We start from the raw sequence: 19,976 nt of genomic DNA, 5'->3' as shown, positions 1-19,976 counted from the left end.
TTACCGCTAACCCTGACCTGCTCCATGATAACTGAAAAAGACTTGCCGCACCTTAATTATCTGATCCAGCTGCGCCACCAGTTGCACCAGCAACCGGAACTCTCAGGGCTTGAGCAGGAAACAGCCCATAAGATAGTGGAACACCTGCAGGCATTTCAGCCCGATCAGATCCTGACGCACCTTGGAGGAACCGGAGTTGCTGCTGTTTATGAAGGTGAAGACCCGGAAGGGCCTACCGTTCTTTTCAGAGCCGAACTCGACGCGTTGCCCATACCGGAAACAGGTACAAAAGCCTATAGATCGCGGCGCACAGGAGTCGCCCATTTGTGCGGACACGACGGGCACATGGCTATTCTGGTAGGATTGGCAAGCCTTTTAGAGCAACAAAGAGTAGCGAGAGGCAAAGTCATACTTCTTTTCCAACCGGCAGAAGAAACCGGTGCCGGAGCCCGGGCGGTACTCGCAGAAAGCGGATTTGCAGAACTGGCTCCTGACTATGTTTTTGCGCTGCACAACATACCCGGCGCGCCGCTGCACCAGGTAGTTTTACGCAACGAGGTATTTGCTGCCGCTTCCACCGGCCTGATCGTAGAGTTTCAGGGCAGCTCCTCGCATGCTGCCGAACCTGAAATAGGACACAACCCCGGGGTAGCCATGGCAGAACTCGTGCTGGCACTTAACCAACTTGCACAGCAAAAAGATCAGTTCAGGAACCTGACACTGCTGACGGTGATTCATGCGCGCCTTGGTGAAGTGGCTTTTGGTACAAACCCGGGCTTTGCTACCGTCATGGCTACGCTACGAGCATACCAGCCAGCTGATTTCGACCTGCTGAAGCACCTTACCGAAAAGGCCGTCAAAGTGGAGGCAGAGAAACATAAGCTAACCTACAGCATCCGGTATACGGAGGAATTTCCGGCCACTGTAAACCATACTTCAAGTGTGCAGCTGGTGCGGCGTGCAGCAGAAAAGTTACAGCTTGAGGTACAGGAAGCACAGCAACCGTTCCGGTGGTCAGAAGACTTCGGGCATTTTACCAACAAGTATAATGGTGCCTTATTCGGGCTGGGCTCAGGGCTGGAGCAACCTCAGCTGCATCACTCCAATTATGATTTTCCTGATGCGCTTATACCTACTGGCGCAGTGTTGTTCTATACCATTGCGCAGCAAATTCTGAACAAAGAAAAAGAAGCTATTCAGTAAAATTTGCTTGTGCCTTAAGTACCTGGCATTGGCTTTTGGTCTAAAAGTAGATCCGCTCTTCCTATACTTTATAATTTTAATGGCAGGTACGTGCCGTATGCTAATCGTCTGAAAAGGTGATTGTAAACGACAGCCGGCCTGGCACAGGCAACCTGCTTTTTTGATCAGGCATAAATTTGCTTTAAACCAATTCCAAAAATCCCGTATCTTTAGGTAAAACACTAAATTCTATACCCATGGCAAAGTCACAGGACGCAAAGAAAGAGGCTAAGAAAAAGCCTGCTAAAACAACCAAGGAAAAGAAGGCTGCAAAACAGGAAAAGAAGAAGAACAGTTACGATTAGTAACAGTGCGGCTATACGCCATCCGGGCGTGCAACTATAAACTGAGTGCACTCCTTACAAGCAGTAGACCACTGAGGTTTACTGCTTTTGTTTTATAGAGTATAAGCTGGTAAGCTGCAGCGCGGCAGTATAATAAAGCTAAATATTCTGTTACTTTCGGATGGATAAACTACCACAGGCAGCACCTGTTGCCGTAAAAGACCTTATGAAGCAAATTGATCTTAGCAAGTGGGACGAAGAAAGGTATAAAGAACTCAATACCTATTTCCGGGTACGGATCCAGGGTATGGTAGATTCGGACCCTTACATAAAAGAACTGATCGAGACAGACAAGAACCTGCAGCTGAGCGACCTGATCGACCGCATGTCTGTTAAAGACCAGGGACTGTGGAAGGAATTTATCGAGCTTGACCAGATTAAGCTGCACATGGACATGCGTGACCACCTGGAAGGCCGGGGCACTCCCTACAATCCGCAGACCGGCTTCGGAAACAAGCTTTCCGATTCCGAAGACGATACCCCGCTCTGGTAAGCGGCACCGCTGCCGCTTCTTACCTTTTTTATACTTTGAAGCCGGGGTTCTATACTTCGGTTGTGAAAGTACCCGAATAGAGCTGCTCATTCCGGAAAGGCACAAGGGCAAGTATAACTGCCTGCTCGTACAGCTGTTTTCGGTCTACTACATTTTCTGTCAGGATACCGATGGCGCCTCCCTGCTGTTTGGAGTTGTTACGGCTGAAGACCATGTCGTCGGCAGTGCCCAGTTCAATGCCCTGTTCCACCAGGTCGGCAACAGCGCGTGGCAGAAAGAAGGTACCGGAGCGGGCTTTCCCGACCATACTTCCGGATCGTACCACAATCCAGGCAAAGGCAGCCAGTTCCCCGTTCAGCCTTTCCACGCCTCCCTCAATACCAATCCAGTAGTCAGCTTCTGGGTGCACAGTGCAGGCATTGTTTACCCGGTTCAGTGCTCCTGTCAGGGTCTCGGCATCTGACATGGGCTGGTCTGACACACCGGACGGCACAGCAACCGATACCTGCCCGAAATGGACCTGCGGAAACATCAACCGGAAACCTTCCATTGCCGCCTGAACCTTAACCGGGTTACCAGATGCCACCACCACTGTTTGTATCGCTTGCTCCATACTCGTATGCTTTTCTCTGCAAGATTACTCATTTTTAGCCAATGGTAACAGCCTGCTTTTGTGAAGTATAAATCGCCGACTTTGTACATGCGCCTGCAGCGTTGCTGTCTTGAAGTATACATCAGCATGTTGTAAGTTCGGAGAAGAGAAAAGCCACAAAATGCTATCTGGTTATCGTGTGAATTTGCTTTGATGTTAGCTGCTGTTATTCCATAACAAAGACAAGCAATGCCTGTTCTTATTCTAAACCGATGCAAGAGCTACAGGAATATAAATAGTATAATATCAATTTATTATCCGACGTTTGATATACTAAAAAGGTACTGCCTGCAACCTTTTAATGCACAGCCGTTAATAGATAAGGCAAGAAGTGATTATTAAATCAAGACATTTATATTTTAAGATATTAAAGACTGTCTGATTTCTTTTTTTTACATTTTTGTATAATTTCGCTTCGTTAAGAGACACAACAACGGACATATAAAAAACATACGCATGTCAGATTTCGCTGAAATAATCTTAGAGGGTAAATCTTACAGATTGCCTGTAGTAACAGGTACTGAAGATGAGAAAGCAATTGATATTTCTAATCTCCGCGCTGAAAGCGGTTATATCACGCTAGACTCTGGTTATAAAAATACAGGTGCTACTACCAGCGCTATCACGTTCCTGGATGGTGAGCAGGGCATATTGAGCTACAGAGGCTATCCAATTGAGCAACTGGCCGAAAAATCAAACTTTATCGAAGTTGCTTACCTGTTGATCTACGGTACGCTGCCTACTAAGCAGGAACTGGATGATTTCAGCAACAAGATCAAAATGCATACGCTCGTAAACGAAGATATGCGTAAGATCCTGGACGGTTTCCCGTCTGCAGCACACCCAATGGGTATTCTTTCTGCGCTGATCAGCTCACTGACTGCTTTTTATCCGGAGTCGCTTAACCCGAACCAGACAAAAGAAGAGGTAGACCTTTCGATCATTCGTCTGATGGCGAAGCTGCCTACCATTGCTGCCTGGTCTTACAAGAACTCTGTAGGCCATCCGGTTAACTATCCTAAAAACAAACTGGACTACTGCTCGAACTTCCTGCACATGATGTTCGCCTTCCCGACTGAGGATTACGAGATCAACCCGGTTGTTGTGGATGCCCTGAACAAACTGCTGATCCTGCACGCTGACCACGAGCAGAACTGCTCTACCTCTACCGTGCGTCTGGTAGGTTCTGCCAACGCCAGCCTGTACTCTTCTGTATCTGCTGGTATCAGCGCGCTGTGGGGCCCGCTGCACGGTGGCGCTAACCAGGCCGTGATCGAGATGCTGGAAGCCATCAAAGCGGACGGCGGCGATTCTAAGAAATACATCGCGAAGGCGAAAGACAAAGACGATCCTTTCCGTCTGATGGGCTTTGGTCACCGCGTTTACAAGAACTTCGACCCGCGTGCGAAGATCATTAAGAAAGCTGCTGACGAAGTACTGACTGCACTTGGCGTACAGGACCCTATCCTGGACATTGCAAAAGAACTGGAAGAAGCGGCACTGAACGATCCATACTTTGTAGATCGCAAGCTGTACCCGAACGTAGACTTCTACTCCGGTATCATCTACCGCGCCCTGGGTATTCCAACCGATATGTTCACCGTAATGTTTGCCCTTGGCCGTCTGCCAGGCTGGATCGCGCAGTGGAAAGAAATGCGCGAGCAGAAAGAGCCGATCGGTCGTCCGCGTCAGATCTACACTGGCGAAAGAGAGCGCAACTACGTTCCGATGGAACAACGCTAAGTATAACTTACTAAAACAGGAAAGGCCGGTGATGAACCGGCCTTTCCTGTTTTATACTTTTAGGCAGCTGTTGTTTATACTTTGCAGAAAAAGAAAGCCGGCCGGTTGCACCAGAATGGCACAGCCTGGCCGGCTTCTATCTTACCAGATGATATAAAGGGTTTAGCTTTCTGTTACCTCCTCAGGCTCGTTTTTAATAAAGAACTTTCCGGAGTTCACCCCATCCACCAGATCTTTGATGGTTTTGTTGCTGAAGGTGCGCAGCATGTTGTCCCGGTACGCTTTTATCTCGTTGTGCAGCGGGCAGGGATGTTTATCAGAACACTGCTTCATGCCCATGCCGCACTTTTTGAAAGCCTCCAGCCCGTCGATATGGCGCACCACCTCCATGATGCTGATATCGCCTGAAGGCCGGTGCATGAAAAAACCGCCATGCGGACCTTTAACCGACGAGATAACACCTTTGCGCACCAGGTCCTGCAGTATTTTACCGATAAAAGGGGAAGGCAACTCCAGTTCGTTGGCAATCTCCTTCAAGCCGGCTCGTTTCCCTTCCGCATCCATCATGGCAATGTATACAATGGAGCGAAGAGCGTATTCTGTCGTTTTCGAAAGCATCTGTTCGGGTACTAAGTTTAAGCGTTGATACAAATATATCAGTCATTCCCGAGTAATCGCATACCCTCTTCTGATATCATCTCGGGCGTCCACTGCGGCAGCCAGACCAGTTCTACATGTGCCTGGTACTCGGGATAGTGCAGCGCCAGCAGCTGTTCGGTTGCTTTGATAATTGTACTGCTCATGGGGCAGCCGGGTGTGGTCAGCGTCAGCTCCACGTACAGCTTCTGCTCCTCCTGCAGCGCTACCTTGTAAACCAGCCCCAGGTCCACGATGTTTATCCCGATCTCCGGATCGATGATGTATTTGAGGCTTTCGTATACTTTTTCAGACAGCTGTTGTTGTTCTTGCGCTTCCATAGTTGATCGGTTTTAAATCGTGTACACGGTGCAGCAACACTTTAAACACATTGGCCGCATACAATACCGCTGCGACCACAAATAACATGGCTCCTCCAAGTATAACTGCCTGCTGTGCAACCAGCACACCTGTCAGCAATACAAGCAGCGCCGCCAGGTAAGCGATGTTTTGCCAGCGGAGCAGGTCGTTGCTGTAGAGGTCTTTTGGCAGTGGTGTTTTGAAGCGGCCTACGTGGTCCTGGTAGCGGTGCATCCAGATAATGAACGGCAGTGTTTTAAATGTTTGCCCAAGTATGAGCGCCGTCACAAAACCCAGAAACACCGACAAACCATAGACCAGGTACAGCGAAGAGAGCAACCCCTGCGGCAAACCCAGATTTGTAGTTACCAGGAACACCAGCATAACCGGCAACAGAAGCAGACCCAAGGCTACAAATGTCTGTTTCATGCCCAGGTCCGCTTCCTGCCGTTTTTGCACTTGCTTTGCCTGGCGTAGGAACAGCAGGAAGAACGTAATGCCAAGCATTACGAGCCCCGCATAAACCGGTAGAAAGGCTGTATGAAAGAACAGGTGATCGGCTGCGAAAAGTATAAGCCCACCGTTAATGCAGTAATAGGCAATACTCAAATTACGGGTACTTTCGGTATGCGCAAGCATAAACATCGGGATAAGCTTTGCCCCTACCCCAATGATGAGCAGCAAAAACCAGCCCACCATCCCCAGGTGCGCGTGCAGCTTCAGGTAGTGCACGTGCTCCTGCGGCAGGAACGGATAGGTAAAGTTGAACACCATCAGCAGCCCCACAAAGCCTGTTGCCAGCAGCCACACCGTCGAGGTAACAATAAAGTCAGCCTCGATGGTCCATTTGGCAGCTGTACGCGCCGTCTGCACCACGTTCAGGGCAAACAAACCAAAGGACAGAAACAGAAAAAGGGCCGCCACCTGCATGATGGTACCCACCCAGAAATGCCAGAAGGCACAGGCCAAAAGGATGGTGCCGGAGCTGAGCAAGCCAAAGGCATAGTACGCAAGTTTTTCGCTGTACAGGCGCACTTCCAGCACCACCGGCAGCAGCTGGTACAGCGCTCCGAAAATGACCATGGTGGCCCAGCCCAAAGCCGCTACGTGCGTCAGCGTTAACAGCTTCGGGTGAAAGTAATGGCCGCCAAAGGCATCTGTCGAGAAGAGCAGCAACAGACTCAGCACTACCAGGGCAACGGCTGCAAAGCCGTAATGCGGCAGCACTACCCATTTCCCCGGTGAGTTGGTTATAGTTGTTTGCATGGCTAGGTCTCTTTGTATATGAGCAGGTCGACCCGGGCAGGTCCTTTTTCTTTGTAGCACAGGCTAAAGCCCCGCTCCTGCAATTGCGGGATCAGGAACTGCGGTACCCGGCGGTGCACCACGTACAGTGCCTCCGCTTCAGGCAGCTTTTCAAGCGCGGAAAGTATGGTCACCATCGGCTGTGGCATTTCCAGTTCGCGCACGTCCACCTGCTGCATCAGCCCGTCATACGCCTGCACCAGCGCATCAAAATCAGATTCGTCTTTTGCTGCAACAGCTTTGTCAGGCTCCTCCATACTTTCTTCTTTGCTGAAGTATGTATGGATCAGGTCTGGCGCCAGCGTTTCGGTGTAGTAGGCAAAACCTTTTTTCTGAAGTATGGCAATGAGCGGCGTCGGCTCAAAGGTATTTACAATGCACAGCACCTCTCCTGTTTTCAGCGCATCCACGGCGGCCATGATCTCCAGGAAAGGGTCGCGCCCTGAAGCAATGGTCTGGCGCACATCCAGCACCACCGTGTTAGCTTCAATCTGCCGCTTCATAAAGGCTGGTTTCTCTACAGTATTCATTGCGTTTGACTTCTTATCATTTGATTCGTTTGCCGGCGTGCTGAAACCAAGCGGAGCCAGCTTCTCATAAAAATCCGTTACCTGGCAATTGCCGATTCGGGCTGCATCGGCTATCGTTACCCGGGAGGCCAGTATTTTGCGCAGCAAAGGGTTCCGGAGCTTTTCAAAATGTTTGTTGATCGAAACAATGGCCTCAATAGCCGCCGGGTTTTCCTTGATGATGGCCGAGATCCTGGTAGTGGCCGCTAGTTCCATGGCTCAGGCGGTTTCTTTTTGTACAACCCAGAATTCCGGCTCAAATGCTTCCACTGGCTTTTGCCACTTTTGTTCCAGCAGCTTTCCGATCAGCTGCAATTCGTCGGGGTCGGCAACCTGCTGGATGTATGGGAACAATTCCCGCTCTTCCCAGCGGATGTGGTCTACCAGGTCCTGCTGTAGCACGTTCAGCAGCTCCGGTGTCAGGCGCTGGCCAGCCAATACCTTGTCAATAATCGCATGGAGCAGGTGATGTTCCTCTTCCATGCGGATGCGCATCGGGTGATTGTCTTTTACCAACCGGCGCAGAACTATTTCCTCCTCCTTGCAATGATTCTTCAGTATTGTTTCCCAGAAGTAACGGACGTAGCGGCTGAGCACTTCTATTGGGGTTCCGTTCGCCAGCCCCTGCCGTAGTTTCCAGGTAAAGAGCAAGCCGTAATGATGATCTTTTGAAAAGGGCACCAGGCTCTTGTCGCGTTTCTGTGGTTTTAGTGTCGTTTCCATGACAATGGTGGGCTTTGCCCGTTGTAATTTGGGTAGATGTCTGTAGGTGTCAGGAGAAGAGTGGGGAACGATTGTCATCCCCCTGCCCCCTTCTTTGTCGAGGGCCCCTACCCCCAAGGGGGACTTTCTCCTCAATTAGAACAGCACTTATTTTAGACTATAAACTATATAAATCCTGCCCATCCTTTTTAATCCTGAAAATCCTGATTCAGACAAGCACCTCTTTCTCCAGCTCCAGCGCTTTCTTGAACAGGATGTTGTTCTCCAGGTGAATGTGGCGGTGCAGGTCTTCTTCAAACTCTTTCAGCTTGGAAAATGCAACACGGTAGGTAGCACAGCCATCGGCAGGCACGGTATAGTTGTCGCTCAGCTCGCGGATAGACTCCATTTCGTTACCGGCAGACTCGTGTTCCATCTCCATCATGTTGATCGGGTTCTGGATGGTGCCAAAGGCCGGGCGCTCTACTTTCTGACCGTTTTTCTTCGCCTCTACCAACTGCTTGATGTAAGGGAACAGCACGCGTTCTTCTTTTGGCATGTGCACTTCCAGTTCGTTGGCCACGTTTACAAAATGCTTCGCTATCTGCAGCAGCTCCGGATGACGCGCCCCATGTACACGGGCAATTTTAGCGGTGTATTCGTACAGTGCCGGTATCGCCTCGCGCACATAAGTATGGTGCACGTTCACAATGTAATCTGCCAGGAAAGCGGGGTCCCATTTCTCGTACTCGTTCTCGCGACCTGCCGTCGCCTGGTCAGTTAAGCCGTTCAGCTCCTGCTCCAGTTTATCCTGGTCGATGTTCTTTTCTTCACACACCTGCGCCAGCGATTTTTTGCCGCCGCAACAGAAGTCGATGCCATACTTTTTGAACACCTGCGCCTTGCGGTAATCTTTGGCGACCAGCTCGCCTACGGTGTCGCCTTCGGCAGGCGTCAGCTTCGATATCTTTACTTCCCATACTTCAGGCCCCTGCTCCAGGTATTCCCACTTAAAGGTATTGCCCCGTTCGCCCAGCAGCTGGTAGTAAAGCGGTTTTGGGTCGTGGTCGTTGTGAATGATGAAAGACTCCCCTCCGGTCAGGTTATCGAACCAGTTAAAGATGGTGGGGTGCTTCAGGCGGGGTTCCAGTACGGTTACATCCAGTGTTTCTATCGTTTCCATGATATTACTTTTTTTAAAGAGTTAGTTGTAAATGATTGCCGCTGTAAATGTATGTACGGGCTTTTAAAAATAAAAGATATAAAGGTATTTTTATCTCAAATATTCTCTGTTACCTTTACTCGTACAAATATAGAGTACCCGCCTCCTGCCAGAAATGACCGATATCATACTTTAGACATGACATATATCAGCTTCACTCTAAACGCTTTACACTCCACTACTCATGAAAAAAGATAAGACAGCCAGCAAAGGGCTCACCATCCGCCGCTTCTTCACCAGCCAGGACAGCAGCCCTTACGAGCAGTTCCGCTATGAGAAGCGGACTTCCACCATCCGCACGCCGTTGGGCGATGTGGTTTCGGAAATGAACGATGTGGAAGTGCCGGCCGCATGGTCGCAGATCTCCACCGACATCCTGGCTCAGAAGTACCTGCGCCGGGCCGGCGTGCCGCAGCCGGATGGCTCTAGCGGAGCAGAGCGTTCCATCAAACAGGTAGTACACCGCCTGGCCAATTGCTGGAGAGACTGGGGTAGCCGCTACCATTACTTTGCCTCGGATGAGGACGCGCAGGCTTTTTACGATGAGCTGGTGTACATGCTGCTGGGGCAGTATGCTGCGCCTAATTCCCCGCAATGGTTTAACACCGGGCTGTATACTTCTTATGGGCTGAAAGGCAAAGCGCAGGGCCACTTTTATGTAGATCCGGAAACAGAGCAGCTACAGGAAACAGATTCTGCCTACGAGCGCCCGCAACCGCATGCCTGCTTTATACTTTCCGTGGATGATAACCTAGCCAGCAAAGGCGGCATCATGGACCTGCTGGTGCAGGAGGCGCGCGTTTTTAAGTATGGCTCCGGCTCTGGCACCAACTTTTCGAACATCCGCGGCAAAGATGAGCCATTGGGCGGCGGCGGCAGCTCTTCGGGCCTCATGTCCTTTCTGAAGATCAGCGACCGGGCAGCCGGTGCTATCAAGTCAGGGGGTACCACTCGCCGGGCCGCCAAAATGGTGTGCCTCGACCTGGACCACCCGGAGATCGTGGAGTTTATCAACTGGAAAAAAGAGGAGGAAAAAAAGGTAGCGGCGCTCATCAAGGCGGGCTATTCGGGGGAGTTTGAAGGGGAAGCTTACCAGACCGTATCAGGGCAAAATTCAAACAACTCGGTGCGGGTGCCCAACAGGTTCTTTAAACGGCTGCACGAAAACGGCAACTGGGAGCTGAAGGCACGTACCGACGGGCGTGTGCTGCGGGCCATTCCGGCGCGGGAGCTGTGGCGCCAGATAGCGGAAGCAGCCTGGGCCTGTGCCGATCCGGGTGTGCAGTATGATACCACCATCAACGAGTGGCATACCTGTCCGGCCGAGGGGCCGATACGGGCTTCTAATCCCTGCTCCGAGTACATGTTCCTCGACAACACGGCCTGCAATCTGGCCTCGCTTAACCTGCTCCGCTTTTTCGATACAGAAACACAGCAGTTTAACCTGGAGGCTTTCGAGCATGCCTGCCGCCTCTGGACCATCGTGCTGGAAATATCTGTACTGATGGCGCAGTTCCCTTCCGAAGTGGTGGCGCAGCGCTCGTACGACTACCGCACCATCGGTCTGGGTTATGCCAACTTGGGGGCGCTGCTCATGGTGCAGGGCCTCCCCTACGACAGTCCCGAAGCACGGGGCCTGGCAGCCGGCATTACATCGCTGATGACCGGGATTGCCTATAAAGCTTCCGCTGAGATGGCTTCCGTGTTAGGGCCCTTTCCAAAGTATAACCTTAACCGGGAAAGCATGCTGCGCGTGATCCGCAACCACCGCTATGCCGCTCACAATACTACAGGCAGCTACGAAGGTCTTTCCATCAAGCCCCAAGGTCTAAACCCGGCAACCTGTCCGGAAGATTTGCTGCAGGCTGCCGTACGGAGCTGGGACGAAGCCCTGCAGCTGGGCGAAAAGTATGGCTACCGCAATGCACAGGCCTCGGTCATCGCCCCGACCGGCACCATCGGCCTGCTGATGGACTGCGACACCACAGGCGTAGAACCTGACTTTGCGCTGGTAAAGTATAAGAAGCTTTCCGGCGGCGGCTACTTCAAGATCATCAACCAAAGTATACCGGTAGCACTGCAAAAGCTCGGCTATACTCCTGATCAGGTTGATGCCATTGTGGCCTACGCCAAAGGGCATGGCACCTTAAAAGGCGCTCCGCACCTGTATCCGGAGGCACTCCTGAAGCTATGCTTTAGTCAGGCCGATGTAGCGAAACTGGAAGAGCAGATGCGTACGGCTTATGATATTTCCGGTGTGTTCCAGGTGGGGCTGCTGAGCGAACAATGTCTGCAGCGACTTGGCTTTACGCCTGCTCAATATAAGCAACCAGAATTTAACCTGCTGCAGGAACTGGGCTATACTATAAAACAAATAGAAGAAGCCAACGAGTATATCTGCGGCACCATGACTGTGGAGGGAGCCCCTTACCTGAAACCGGAGCATTACGCCGTATTCGACTGCGCCAACCGCTGCGGCAACAAAGGCACCCGCTTCATCAAACCGGAAGGCCACCTGCGGATGATGGCTGCCGTACAGCCCTTCATTTCGGGCGCCATCTCCAAAACCATCAACCTGCCCAACGAAACCTCGGTAGCGGAAGTGGCCCGCTGTTATGAAATGGCCTGGGAACTGGGCCTGAAAGCCTGCTCTATTTACCGGGATGGCAGCAAGCTCTCGCAACCGCTCTCCTCGAAAAGCAGCAAACAGGAAAAAGAACCTGCCGCAACCGAGCAGGAAAAGCTAACGGCAGAAAAGATACTGGAAGCGGCCAAATCCATACTTTCCGACAGCAGCAACAAGGCCTTCCGCCAGCAGCTGAGCAACATCGTAGACCGCCGCAAACTGCCCGACAAGCGCAACGGCTTTACACAAAAAGCAAAGATTGACGGCCACACCGTTTACATCCGAACCGGCGAGTATGCCGACGGCAGCCTGGGCGAGATCTTCATCGATATGTACAAGGAAGGTGCTTCGTTCCGCTCCATCCTCAATTGTTTCGCCATTTCCGTATCGCTGGGACTGCAGTATGGGGTGCCGCTGGAGGAGTATGTAAGCCGCTTTACGTTTACCCGCTTCGAGCCGGCCGGCCGCGTAGAGCACCCCAACATCAAACAGGCAACCTCTGTGTTCGACTACCTGTTCCGCCTGCTGGGCTACGAATACCTGAACCGTACCGACCTGGTGCATGTGAAGCCGGAGGAGCTACAGGTTCAGCAGGATGAGCCTGCTCCTACCGTGGAATTATCAGCAAATGTAAATGCCACAAGCGTAACAGCAACAAACGGTGCAGATGTAAAAGCCAACGGCTATACCTTGGTTACCCAGAGCAGAACCGTGCTGATGGAGCAAACGCAACAGGTGCTGGCCAGCATGATGGGCGATGCGCCGATCTGCAACGTATGCGGCCACATCACCATCCGCTCCGGCACGTGCTATAAGTGCCTGAACTGCGGCAATAGCCTGGGCTGTAGTTAATTTATTACTCCTACCTGCCCCAATGCCGTTGACTTGAGCAAGAACAACAGCAACCTTGTCATTTCGACCATCGGGAGAAATCTGGATGTTATCACTGCCCCGCAAAATTCCAGATTTCTCACTGGCGTTCGAAATGACAGCCAAACCCTTGAGTTGATAGCATTGGGGTATTGGGGAGGTGAAAACCTGATCCAGCTGATTTTTATAGCATAACTTTACAAGATGACTCAAAAACAAGACATCCTCACCCTCGACGACATCAAGCAACTGGTCGACTCTTTTTACACCCGTGTAAGAGCAGACGAACTGCTAGGGCCGATATTCGAAGAGAGGATTAAAGAAAATTGGGAGAGGCACCTGAACATCATGTACAACTTCTGGCAAACGGTGTTGCTCGGCGAGCGCACCTACCAGGGCAGCCCGGGGATGAAGCATATTACACTGCCCGTTGGCGAAGAGCATTTTGAGAGGTGGCTCAGCATTTTTTACAAAACGGTGGACGAACTGTTTACCGGCGAAAAAGCAGCTGAAGCCAAATGGCGGGCCGAACGGATGGCCGAAATGTTCTCAGATAAGATAGCGCATTTTAAAAAGAACAGAGGTGCTATTTTATAACAGCACTTGGGAAAAAACAGAGCTAATTTTCCGCTGGTGAGAGCGTTTTGACCGCAGCCTTCGAGGTGTTGCTACGGGACAAGTATAAACCGCGCTGGCTGAAGAACAGCAGCAGCAAGCCTACAGGCATAGGTATGCTTACCCAGAACATCAGCTGATTAAAGGATGGAATTGCCGGCAAGTTCAGCCAAAGAAACGTTCCCTGCAGAAACAACAGCGATTCGCTCAGAAAGAAACCGGCCAGCAGCAGTGATAAACCACCTTTGCCATACTTCCCGAAGCGAAACAGATCCTGCTGCAGGAAGAAGCCCAGCATGAACAGTGACACAAACCCGATCAGCGACAAGTGCAGGTACCCGATGATAAAGTAGCGAAACTGATACGCCAGATCAGCTACAAATGGCAAGGCAGAGGCCGCCTGTAATACCAACTTCAGGACAAGGGCCACTAAGGCAAGCCCCAGCAAGCGCCGCACCCAGGGCTTCAGCAACGCTACCAGCTCCGGCCATACTTCGAGAATTGAACGAAGTATAAAGTATAAACCTGCCAGCTGCATTAGGCCTGCCACTCCGCCTGTTACATACACCCAAACAGCAGGTTTTGTCCAGAGCACCGACAAGGCAAAAGCCGGAACGCAGGCCAGGGCCAGAAACCAGAAAGCGCGGGTAGCAAGCTGTTTGTTAAAGTATAAATTGTTGTGCTCCAGCCACCACAAAAACAGCCCTAAAACAGCAAACGTAAACCAGCCATTGTACTGGAAATGCAGGTAAAAATAAATGGCCGAGTAGTATAGCTCACTTCCGGATAAGCCTTTGGCCATAATAGGTCCCAAGGACCAGGGGCCTATGGTGGAGAGCACCAGGAACAGCAAACTGGCTCCGATATACTTCACCGGCACCTGGTACCTGCCCTCCTGCTGCACATACCCTTTCAAGTGTTTCCAAAAGCTCCAGCCAAACCAATAGCTCAGCAGGATGTGCAGGGTAGAGAAGGTAATGGAAAACAGCGCGTAGCCCTGTATTGGAAAGGTAACCAGCATGCCGGCTACCGATACCTGCGTCAGGAGAAACTGGCGCTTGAAGGATTTCTGAGCAGCTATTGATTGGGGCGGAAAAGCGTAAAGCAGTGCCGCAAAAAAGGCACAGTATAACCAACCCAGCAGCGCCACATGCGAGTGCCCGTGCAGCAGAAATTTATAGTTGATCCCGTTGATGGGCTGCACCAGCAACCAGCGCAGCAGCAGCCCCAGCACACCTACCAGGGCAAAGTAGCCGAGCGCTAAGCGCGCCCGTACCGCCGCCGTACGATCCACCTCAACACTCCTCTCCGCTGCCTGCAACATCTGTACTATTGGAAATAGGCGCTGTACTGAGCCAACCGGCCATTGATGCGGCTATGGGCAGCCATGGCCTCTGTTTCGTCTTTACCCTCCAGCAGGGCTATGTCTTCAGCAATAGGTAGCAGGAACGTATGCAGCATGTCGTGCGCAGGGCCTTTCATGGTGCAATCAGTAAACAGTTGCTGCAATCCGCTTCGCATGGCGCTGCCCAAATCATTGTAGGCATCCAGCGATTGTGTTTCGGACTGCTTTGCAAAATCCTGAAGCAGCTGCTGCAAAGCCTGCATGTTCTGATTTGTTGCGTCATCTGCCTGCCAACGCTCCCCGTTGTTAAGTGCCAAAGTCTGGGTAATCTGTACTTCTTCCTGGTGCGTGGTCTCCTGGTCGGCATCTTCGTGTCCGCAGGTAGATACGAGGCTGGCTAACAGAATGGCGGCTGCTACTATTTTCATACTGTGTAATTTAGGTACAGAAGATTCTGATTCTTATACTATTATACTAACAAATATCAACATATAAAAAGTACCTGAACAAAAGTATAAAACCTAAGATAGATCAATTTCACTACCTGCTGTAGCTGTTGACTTCAGTACCAGTTGCAGCAGGTCTTGCTGCAGGGCTTCGCTCCGGTCTTTGGCATACCAGGTGTGCAGCTGCACTGCCGCGTCTTCGGCCTGCGGATTTTGAGCTTTATACTTCAGGAACTGCTCCTGAATAGCAGCCGGGCGTGGTCCCCAGGTAAAAACCCGATCCCCTGTCTCCCTATTAACACAGATAAGTTTTGGGATCGAGCGGCTACCATTGGTCAGGCAGGTATCCATCAGCTGCGGGTTCTGGTCGCGCAGCAGCACCGTAAGTTCAATAGAAGGAAACTCGGCCGCAATGCCGGCAATGGCTGGTAAAAGCTGCGCACCGTCGCCGCACCAGGACTCTACCAGCACCAGCCATTGCCAGTTTGGCTGCGCCTCGGCAAGTGCCTCCTGAAGTGCGGGCGCTAGTTTAAACTGCTTCTCAACCCGCTTCATGCGCTGCAGGTTGAGTTTGGTATAAGCCACACGCTGCTCCGACTGCTCCTCGCCAGTAGTGGCATTCTCTTCCACCAGCCGCTCTACCAGGTCGCGGTATGCCTGATAAGTAAGCGGATTTACCAGTTGCTGTATCTGCTCTGTAGTAGTAACCATAGGATATCTCTTTTTTCTGCAAGTATACCCGGTACCCTTCTACTATAAAATGACAAAAGTCACTCAGTTCTAGTTCTCTACACCCACTTATACAGGAGCAAATAAATAAATATAGGCAATGATCTATGTCATTTTTTAGCCTGACACAACTCATTTTTAGCCGGTAAAGTGAATCCTATCTTGTGTCGGCAAAAAGTAAACGCTGTGCACTGCTGCAACACCGGCAACGGAAACACAGGAGCCGCATGCAGGCCACGGGCCAGGTATACCATTTAGCCTTACATGAAAACAAGTTCAGATTCTATAGAACACTTGCTGATAATGAGATGAAAGAAACAATAACTGTAAAACCCTTTGATCCGGATGATCTGAAGGTGGCTTTCAGCACCAAAACCGATGAGGAGCTGCGGCTGGCACACCTGCTGTTCCGGGTAATGGGAAGACCATCCTTGGTAAAACTGGGAGGCATCGCCACCATTTGGGCCCTGCGGCTGAAGCTCCCCATAAAAGGCCTGATTCGCAGTACCATTTACCGTCACTTTTGCGGCGGTGAGACCGTGCAGGAAGCACAACGCGCCATCCGCAAGCTGGCTACCAGGCATGTAGCCACGGTGCTGGACTATGCCGCCGAAGCAGAAAAAGATGAAAACGGATTTGACTTTGTCTGTGATGAGATCCTAAGGAATGTGCGCCTTGCCAAAGCAACCGGAGAAATAGCCTACATCAGCGTTAAGCTGACCGGCATTGGTGAACGGGATGTATTTCAGAAAATAAGCGAGCGACAGCCGCTGACAGAAAAAGAAAAAAGCTCCTACGCCCGAACAGAAGCACGCCTCGACATGATCTGCCAGGCAGTTTCCGAAGCAGGGATTACCTTGTACATCGACGCAGAAGAAACCTGGCTGCAAACTCCCATCGATGAGCTGGCAGAGAAGATGACGCTTCGTTACAACAACCGCCGGGCAGTGGTCTTCAACACCCTGCAAATGTACCGCACCGACCGGATCGATTACCTTAAATCCTGGCTCAAGCGGACAGAACACAGCCAGGTAAACTTAGGCGTAAAGATCGTGCGGGGTGCTTACCTGGAGAAGGAGCAGGAAAGGGCTACTGAAAAAGGATACGCCTGCCCAGTTTTCACCCAGAAATCCGATACCGACAACAGCTTCAATGAGGCAATAGACATTTGCCTGGCTAACCTGCACCGCGTGGAGCTATGCGCCGCCACCCATAACGAGTCGAGCACCCGCTATCTGGCGCAACGCATCCTCAACGATGGCATCGGGGACCATAGGCAACGCATCCACTTCTCGCAGCTCTACGGCATGAGCGACAATCTGACCTTCAACCTGGCCCATGCCGGCTTTAATGCCTCTAAATACCTGCCTTACGGGGCTGTGCAGACCGCTGTGCCCTACCTGATCCGGCGTGCCGAAGAGAACACCTCCATTGCCGGGCAATCTGGCAGAGAACTCACGCTGCTGAAAGAGGAAATGCAGCGCCGAAAATTACTGTAAAAGAAAAGAACCAATCAAAACGATTACATCACCTCCAATTCATGCAACAGAACACACCTCATACTTTCCATATCCCTGTCATGGGGCTTGCCTTTTCCATTGATTCGCCGCTGAAAGTAGCGCGCTATGGCATCTCGTCCGTTATCTCGCTCAGCGACGATACCCTGATCGAGCAAATGCGCGAATACTACAGCCGGTACTACAACGAGCCTTACGAACCCATTACCACGGACCAGGAAGATTACCGCGCCCGACGCATTACCGGTTACCTTAACCTGATCGACAAAGTAGTAAAGCAGCAAGTACAACAAATGCGGCAGGAGGCTTTTGCAGAAGGTACTGAGCTAACCAAATACTTTCAGTTGCTTCCTGACAGTTCACCTTTAAAAGCAAAATACCAGCACATGCTGGAAAGTATAGATCCACAGCAAAAAGAGCAGTTGCAACAGGAACTTCGCATGGCTGTTGTTCCGGGTGGCATTGATGTAAACATCATGACCAAGCTGGACAAGACCAACTATACCAAGAACGGAGAACCCCTGCCGCAGGAGTATTCCGATGCCCTGGCTGCACTGCGCGGCTTTGCCAACAGCACGGTTTCGTCATCGGTGGTATTTTCTGCGGGCATGAACATGCGCCTTTACAGTTACCTGGAGCAATTCCCGGTGTTCTTCCCGAACGAGCAGGGAGAATTGCAGAAGAAGATCGTGATAAAGGTGAGCGACTACCGCTCGGCGTATGTGCAGGGCAAGATCCTGGCAAAAAAAGGCTTATGGGTGTCAGAGTTCCGGATCGAGTCGGGTTTGAACTGTGGCGGTCATGCCTTTGCGACCGATGGTTTCCTGATGGGGCCGATCCTGGAAGAATTTAAGCAGAACCGCGAGGCGCTACAGGCCGAGCTTTTCGGCATGGTAAGCACTGCGCTCGCTGCCAAAGAGCTTCCTGTACTTACGGCTGCTCCTGACATGCGTATTACCGTGCAGGGCGGTATTGGTACGGCTGCTGAGAATGAGTTCCTGCTTCAGCACTACGGCGTAGACGCAACCGGCTGGGGCACCCCGTTCCTGCTGGTACCGGAGGCTACTACTGTAGACGAAGAGACCCTGCAGAAACTTATAGATGCCCGAAAAGAAGACCTGAACCTGAGCCCGATCTCGCCACTGGGCGTTCCGTTCAATGCGCTCCGCGGCACCAGCAGCGAAGCCCTTAAGATTGCCCGTGCTGAGAAAGGAAAGCCCGGCAGCCCCTGCGTAAAAAAACACCTGGTATCTAACTCCGACTTTACCGACCAGCCCATCTGTACCGCCTCCCGCAAATACCAGCGTAACAAACTCGTGCAGCTGCAATCGCTGAACCTGCCCGAAGCAACCTATAAAGCCGAAGAGGCCAAAGTGCTGGCCAAAGAGTGCCTGTGCGAAGGATTGGCAAACACAGCGCTGCTGCAGCTCAACATCAGCCAAAAGCCCATCCATAAGGCAGTTGCTATCTGCCCGGGACCTAACCTGGCATTTTTCTCCGGCACGTTCACTTTGCAGCAGATGGTAGGCCACATCTATGGCCGCGCTAACGTATTAAATACTACATACCGGCCGCACATGTTCATCAACGAGTTGGGCATGTACGTGGCCTACTGGCAAAACCTGGTGAAGGAGCAGATGGCGCAGCCAAACGAAAAACAGCAGAAGTATATCCAGGCTTTCCGGCAGAACCTGCTGCAGGGGATAGCTTATTACAAGCAGCTGTTGCCTGCGCTGTTCGATGCAGAACAAGAGCTGGAGCAACAGGTACTTATGCTGGATGAACTCTTGGAAGCAGAAGACCAGCTACAACAGGATAAACCTACAAGTATAGCAGTGGCATGACCCGGATAAGACTGACACGACTTTTTACCTTTGAAGCGGCGCACGCTTTGCAGAACTACAACGGTCCCTGCCGCAATATTCACGGCCATTCGTACAAGCTGCAGGTTACCGTTATCGGAACGCCCCTGGTAGATGAATTTCACCCGAAAAATGGCATGGTGGTGGACTTCGGCGACCTTAAAAAGCTAGTGCAGGAGCTTATACTTGAGCAGATGGACCATGCGCTCCTGCTGCGCCAGGACAGCCCGGCGGAACTGGTCGATGTGCTGCGGGCGCTGCACCACAAGCTGGTGCTGGTGCCTTACCAGCCTACCTGCGAGAACATGCTCATCGACATGAAAACGCGCCTTTCCGGAAGCCTGCCGGCAGGTGTTGAGCTGCACAGCCTGAAGCTCTGGGAAACGCAGAATTCCTTTGCCGAGTGGTATGCCTCTGATAACAGGTAAGTAACATAAATAACGCTACCGGCTGATAAGATCATGAGCCGGTAGCGTTTTACTCTTTCAGCAGGTATAAATAAGTTTAATACTAGATCTACGGCAACACGCATGCCGGTCAGAATGCAGCTTGGAAGTTGACATTTATCATCTTTTAAGTTGACGAACTGCATTTTTGCCCTCTCCCCTTCTGATTACCTTGGTGGTTATAGTTCGGGCAATCCGACCTGCCATTTAAGCGGCTTGGCTTATACTTTTTGCTCGCTCTGCACAGGCGCT

18 protein-coding genes are annotated in these 19,976 nt (G+C 51.4%); 8 read left to right on the top strand and 10 right to left on the bottom strand.

The features are described from left to right. Window positions 1-24 precede the first annotated feature (24 nt). Both MJ611_RS09360 and MJ611_RS09355 read left to right on the top strand, forming a co-directional pair. Window positions 25-1,203, top strand: coding sequence for an amidohydrolase (locus MJ611_RS09360; RefSeq protein WP_250429455.1), 1,179 nt, complete (start codon window positions 25-27; stop codon window positions 1,201-1,203). Window positions 1,204-1,707: 504 nt separating this feature from the next. Next, window positions 1,708-2,079: a hypothetical protein gene (locus tag MJ611_RS09355; protein WP_250429453.1), complete on the top strand. Its 372-nt coding sequence runs from the start codon at window positions 1,708-1,710 to the stop codon at window positions 2,077-2,079. Between the two features lie 49 nt (window positions 2,080-2,128). Here MJ611_RS09355 and yjjX read toward each other — a convergent pair whose 3' ends face one another. After that, the gene (yjjX, locus tag MJ611_RS09350) at window positions 2,129-2,692 is read right to left on the bottom strand and encodes an inosine/xanthosine triphosphatase (RefSeq protein WP_250429451.1); all 564 of its coding nucleotides are present in this window, start codon (window positions 2,690-2,692) and stop codon (window positions 2,129-2,131) included. A gap of 495 nt (window positions 2,693-3,187) precedes the next feature. Here yjjX and MJ611_RS09345 point away from each other — a divergent pair, with 495 nt between their 5' ends. Next, entirely contained in the window at window positions 3,188-4,474 is a 1,287-nt protein-coding gene (locus MJ611_RS09345; RefSeq protein ID WP_250429449.1) for a citrate synthase, read from the top strand. Between the two features lie 162 nt (window positions 4,475-4,636). On the opposite strand, the gene MJ611_RS09340 is transcribed toward MJ611_RS09345, so the two are convergent. From MJ611_RS09340 to ric, 6 genes are all read right to left on the bottom strand, one after another. Further along, window positions 4,637-5,092, bottom strand: a complete 456-nt coding sequence (locus MJ611_RS09340; RefSeq protein ID WP_250429447.1) for an RrF2 family transcriptional regulator — start codon at window positions 5,090-5,092, stop codon at window positions 4,637-4,639. Window positions 5,093-5,130: 38 nt separating this feature from the next. After that, a complete protein-coding gene (locus MJ611_RS09335; RefSeq protein ID WP_250429445.1) occupies window positions 5,131-5,451 on the bottom strand; it encodes a metal-sulfur cluster assembly factor in 321 nt (106 codons plus the stop codon). Further along, a complete protein-coding gene (locus tag MJ611_RS09330; RefSeq protein ID WP_250429444.1) occupies window positions 5,420-6,736 on the bottom strand; it encodes a hypothetical protein in 1,317 nt (438 codons plus the stop codon). Before MJ611_RS09330 ends, MJ611_RS09335 begins: the two co-directional genes overlap by 32 nt. Window positions 6,737-6,738: 2 nt before the next feature. After that, on the bottom strand, window positions 6,739-7,560 hold the full coding sequence (locus MJ611_RS09325) for a DUF2249 domain-containing protein (protein ID WP_250429442.1): 822 nt from the start codon (window positions 7,558-7,560) through the stop codon (window positions 6,739-6,741). Between the two features lie 3 nt (window positions 7,561-7,563). Continuing rightward, window positions 7,564-8,067, bottom strand: coding sequence for a hemerythrin domain-containing protein (locus MJ611_RS09320; protein WP_250429440.1), 504 nt, complete (start codon window positions 8,065-8,067; stop codon window positions 7,564-7,566). Window positions 8,068-8,275: 208 nt separating this feature from the next. Further along, a complete protein-coding gene (ric, locus tag MJ611_RS09315; protein WP_250429438.1) occupies window positions 8,276-9,229 on the bottom strand; it encodes an iron-sulfur cluster repair di-iron protein in 954 nt (317 codons plus the stop codon). 223 nt (window positions 9,230-9,452) lie between these two features. On the opposite strand from ric, the gene MJ611_RS09310 reads away from it, so the two are divergent. Both MJ611_RS09310 and MJ611_RS09305 read left to right on the top strand, forming a co-directional pair. Then, window positions 9,453-12,746, top strand: coding sequence for a vitamin B12-dependent ribonucleotide reductase (locus tag MJ611_RS09310; protein WP_250429436.1), 3,294 nt, complete (start codon window positions 9,453-9,455; stop codon window positions 12,744-12,746). A 222-nt stretch (window positions 12,747-12,968) separates the two neighbouring features. Then, entirely contained in the window at window positions 12,969-13,361 is a 393-nt protein-coding gene (locus MJ611_RS09305; RefSeq protein WP_250429434.1) for a group III truncated hemoglobin, read from the top strand. 22 nt (window positions 13,362-13,383) lie between these two features. On the opposite strand, the gene MJ611_RS09300 is transcribed toward MJ611_RS09305, so the two are convergent. From MJ611_RS09300 to MJ611_RS09290, 3 genes are all read right to left on the bottom strand, one after another. Beyond that, window positions 13,384-14,703: a hypothetical protein gene (locus tag MJ611_RS09300; RefSeq protein ID WP_250429433.1), complete on the bottom strand. Its 1,320-nt coding sequence runs from the start codon at window positions 14,701-14,703 to the stop codon at window positions 13,384-13,386. Between the two features lie 5 nt (window positions 14,704-14,708). After that, window positions 14,709-15,152 carry a hypothetical protein gene (locus MJ611_RS09295; protein WP_250429431.1) on the bottom strand — a complete coding sequence of 148 codons (444 nt, stop codon included), beginning with the start codon at window positions 15,150-15,152 and terminating at the stop codon, window positions 14,709-14,711. A gap of 93 nt (window positions 15,153-15,245) precedes the next feature. Further along, a complete protein-coding gene (locus MJ611_RS09290; protein ID WP_250429429.1) occupies window positions 15,246-15,881 on the bottom strand; it encodes a thioredoxin family protein in 636 nt (211 codons plus the stop codon). 326 nt (window positions 15,882-16,207) lie between these two features. Here MJ611_RS09290 and MJ611_RS09285 point away from each other — a divergent pair, with 326 nt between their 5' ends. Genes MJ611_RS09285 through MJ611_RS09275 form a run of 3 tightly spaced genes read left to right on the top strand, consistent with a single transcriptional unit; the run spans window position 16,208 to window position 19,706 of the window. Further along, the gene (locus MJ611_RS09285) at window positions 16,208-17,398 is read left to right on the top strand and encodes a proline dehydrogenase family protein (protein WP_250429427.1); all 1,191 of its coding nucleotides are present in this window, start codon (window positions 16,208-16,210) and stop codon (window positions 17,396-17,398) included. 41 nt (window positions 17,399-17,439) lie between these two features. Beyond that, the gene (locus MJ611_RS09280; RefSeq protein WP_250429426.1) at window positions 17,440-19,260 is read left to right on the top strand and encodes a nitronate monooxygenase family protein; all 1,821 of its coding nucleotides are present in this window, start codon (window positions 17,440-17,442) and stop codon (window positions 19,258-19,260) included. Continuing rightward, window positions 19,257-19,706, top strand: coding sequence for a 6-pyruvoyl trahydropterin synthase family protein (locus MJ611_RS09275; protein ID WP_250429425.1), 450 nt, complete (start codon window positions 19,257-19,259; stop codon window positions 19,704-19,706). Before MJ611_RS09280 ends, MJ611_RS09275 begins: the two co-directional genes overlap by 4 nt. The last annotated feature ends 270 nt before the right edge of the window (window positions 19,707-19,976 follow it).

Origin of the sequence: Pontibacter ruber, assembly GCF_023630205.1 — a bacterium.
GTDB lineage: Bacteria > Bacteroidota > Bacteroidia > Cytophagales > Hymenobacteraceae > Pontibacter > Pontibacter ruber.
The sequence above is the reverse complement of the archived record's forward strand: the minus strand, read 5'-3'. Positions and strand labels throughout refer to the sequence as shown.

Coding starts and splice junctions, on each gene's coding strand:
- MJ611_RS09360 (WP_250429455.1), top strand. CDS start 25: ATGATAACTGAAAAAGACTTGCCGCACCTTAATTATCTGATCCAGCTG.
- MJ611_RS09355 (WP_250429453.1), top strand. CDS start 1,708: ATGGATAAACTACCACAGGCAGCACCTGTTGCCGTAAAAGACCTTATG.
- yjjX (WP_250429451.1), bottom strand. CDS start 2,692: ATGGAGCAAGCGATACAAACAGTGGTGGTGGCATCTGGTAACCCGGTT.
- MJ611_RS09345 (WP_250429449.1), top strand. CDS start 3,188: ATGTCAGATTTCGCTGAAATAATCTTAGAGGGTAAATCTTACAGATTG.
- MJ611_RS09340 (WP_250429447.1), bottom strand. CDS start 5,092: ATGCTTTCGAAAACGACAGAATACGCTCTTCGCTCCATTGTATACATT.
- MJ611_RS09335 (WP_250429445.1), bottom strand. CDS start 5,451: ATGGAAGCGCAAGAACAACAACAGCTGTCTGAAAAAGTATACGAAAGC.
- MJ611_RS09330 (WP_250429444.1), bottom strand. CDS start 6,736: ATGCAAACAACTATAACCAACTCACCGGGGAAATGGGTAGTGCTGCCG.
- MJ611_RS09325 (WP_250429442.1), bottom strand. CDS start 7,560: ATGGAACTAGCGGCCACTACCAGGATCTCGGCCATCATCAAGGAAAAC.
- MJ611_RS09320 (WP_250429440.1), bottom strand. CDS start 8,067: ATGGAAACGACACTAAAACCACAGAAACGCGACAAGAGCCTGGTGCCC.
- ric (WP_250429438.1), bottom strand. CDS start 9,229: ATGGAAACGATAGAAACACTGGATGTAACCGTACTGGAACCCCGCCTG.
- MJ611_RS09310 (WP_250429436.1), top strand. CDS start 9,453: ATGAAAAAAGATAAGACAGCCAGCAAAGGGCTCACCATCCGCCGCTTC.
- MJ611_RS09305 (WP_250429434.1), top strand. CDS start 12,969: ATGACTCAAAAACAAGACATCCTCACCCTCGACGACATCAAGCAACTG.
- MJ611_RS09300 (WP_250429433.1), bottom strand. CDS start 14,703: ATGTTGCAGGCAGCGGAGAGGAGTGTTGAGGTGGATCGTACGGCGGCG.
- MJ611_RS09295 (WP_250429431.1), bottom strand. CDS start 15,152: ATGAAAATAGTAGCAGCCGCCATTCTGTTAGCCAGCCTCGTATCTACC.
- MJ611_RS09290 (WP_250429429.1), bottom strand. CDS start 15,881: ATGGTTACTACTACAGAGCAGATACAGCAACTGGTAAATCCGCTTACT.
- MJ611_RS09285 (WP_250429427.1), top strand. CDS start 16,208: ATGAAAGAAACAATAACTGTAAAACCCTTTGATCCGGATGATCTGAAG.
- MJ611_RS09280 (WP_250429426.1), top strand. CDS start 17,440: ATGCAACAGAACACACCTCATACTTTCCATATCCCTGTCATGGGGCTT.
- MJ611_RS09275 (WP_250429425.1), top strand. CDS start 19,257: ATGACCCGGATAAGACTGACACGACTTTTTACCTTTGAAGCGGCGCAC.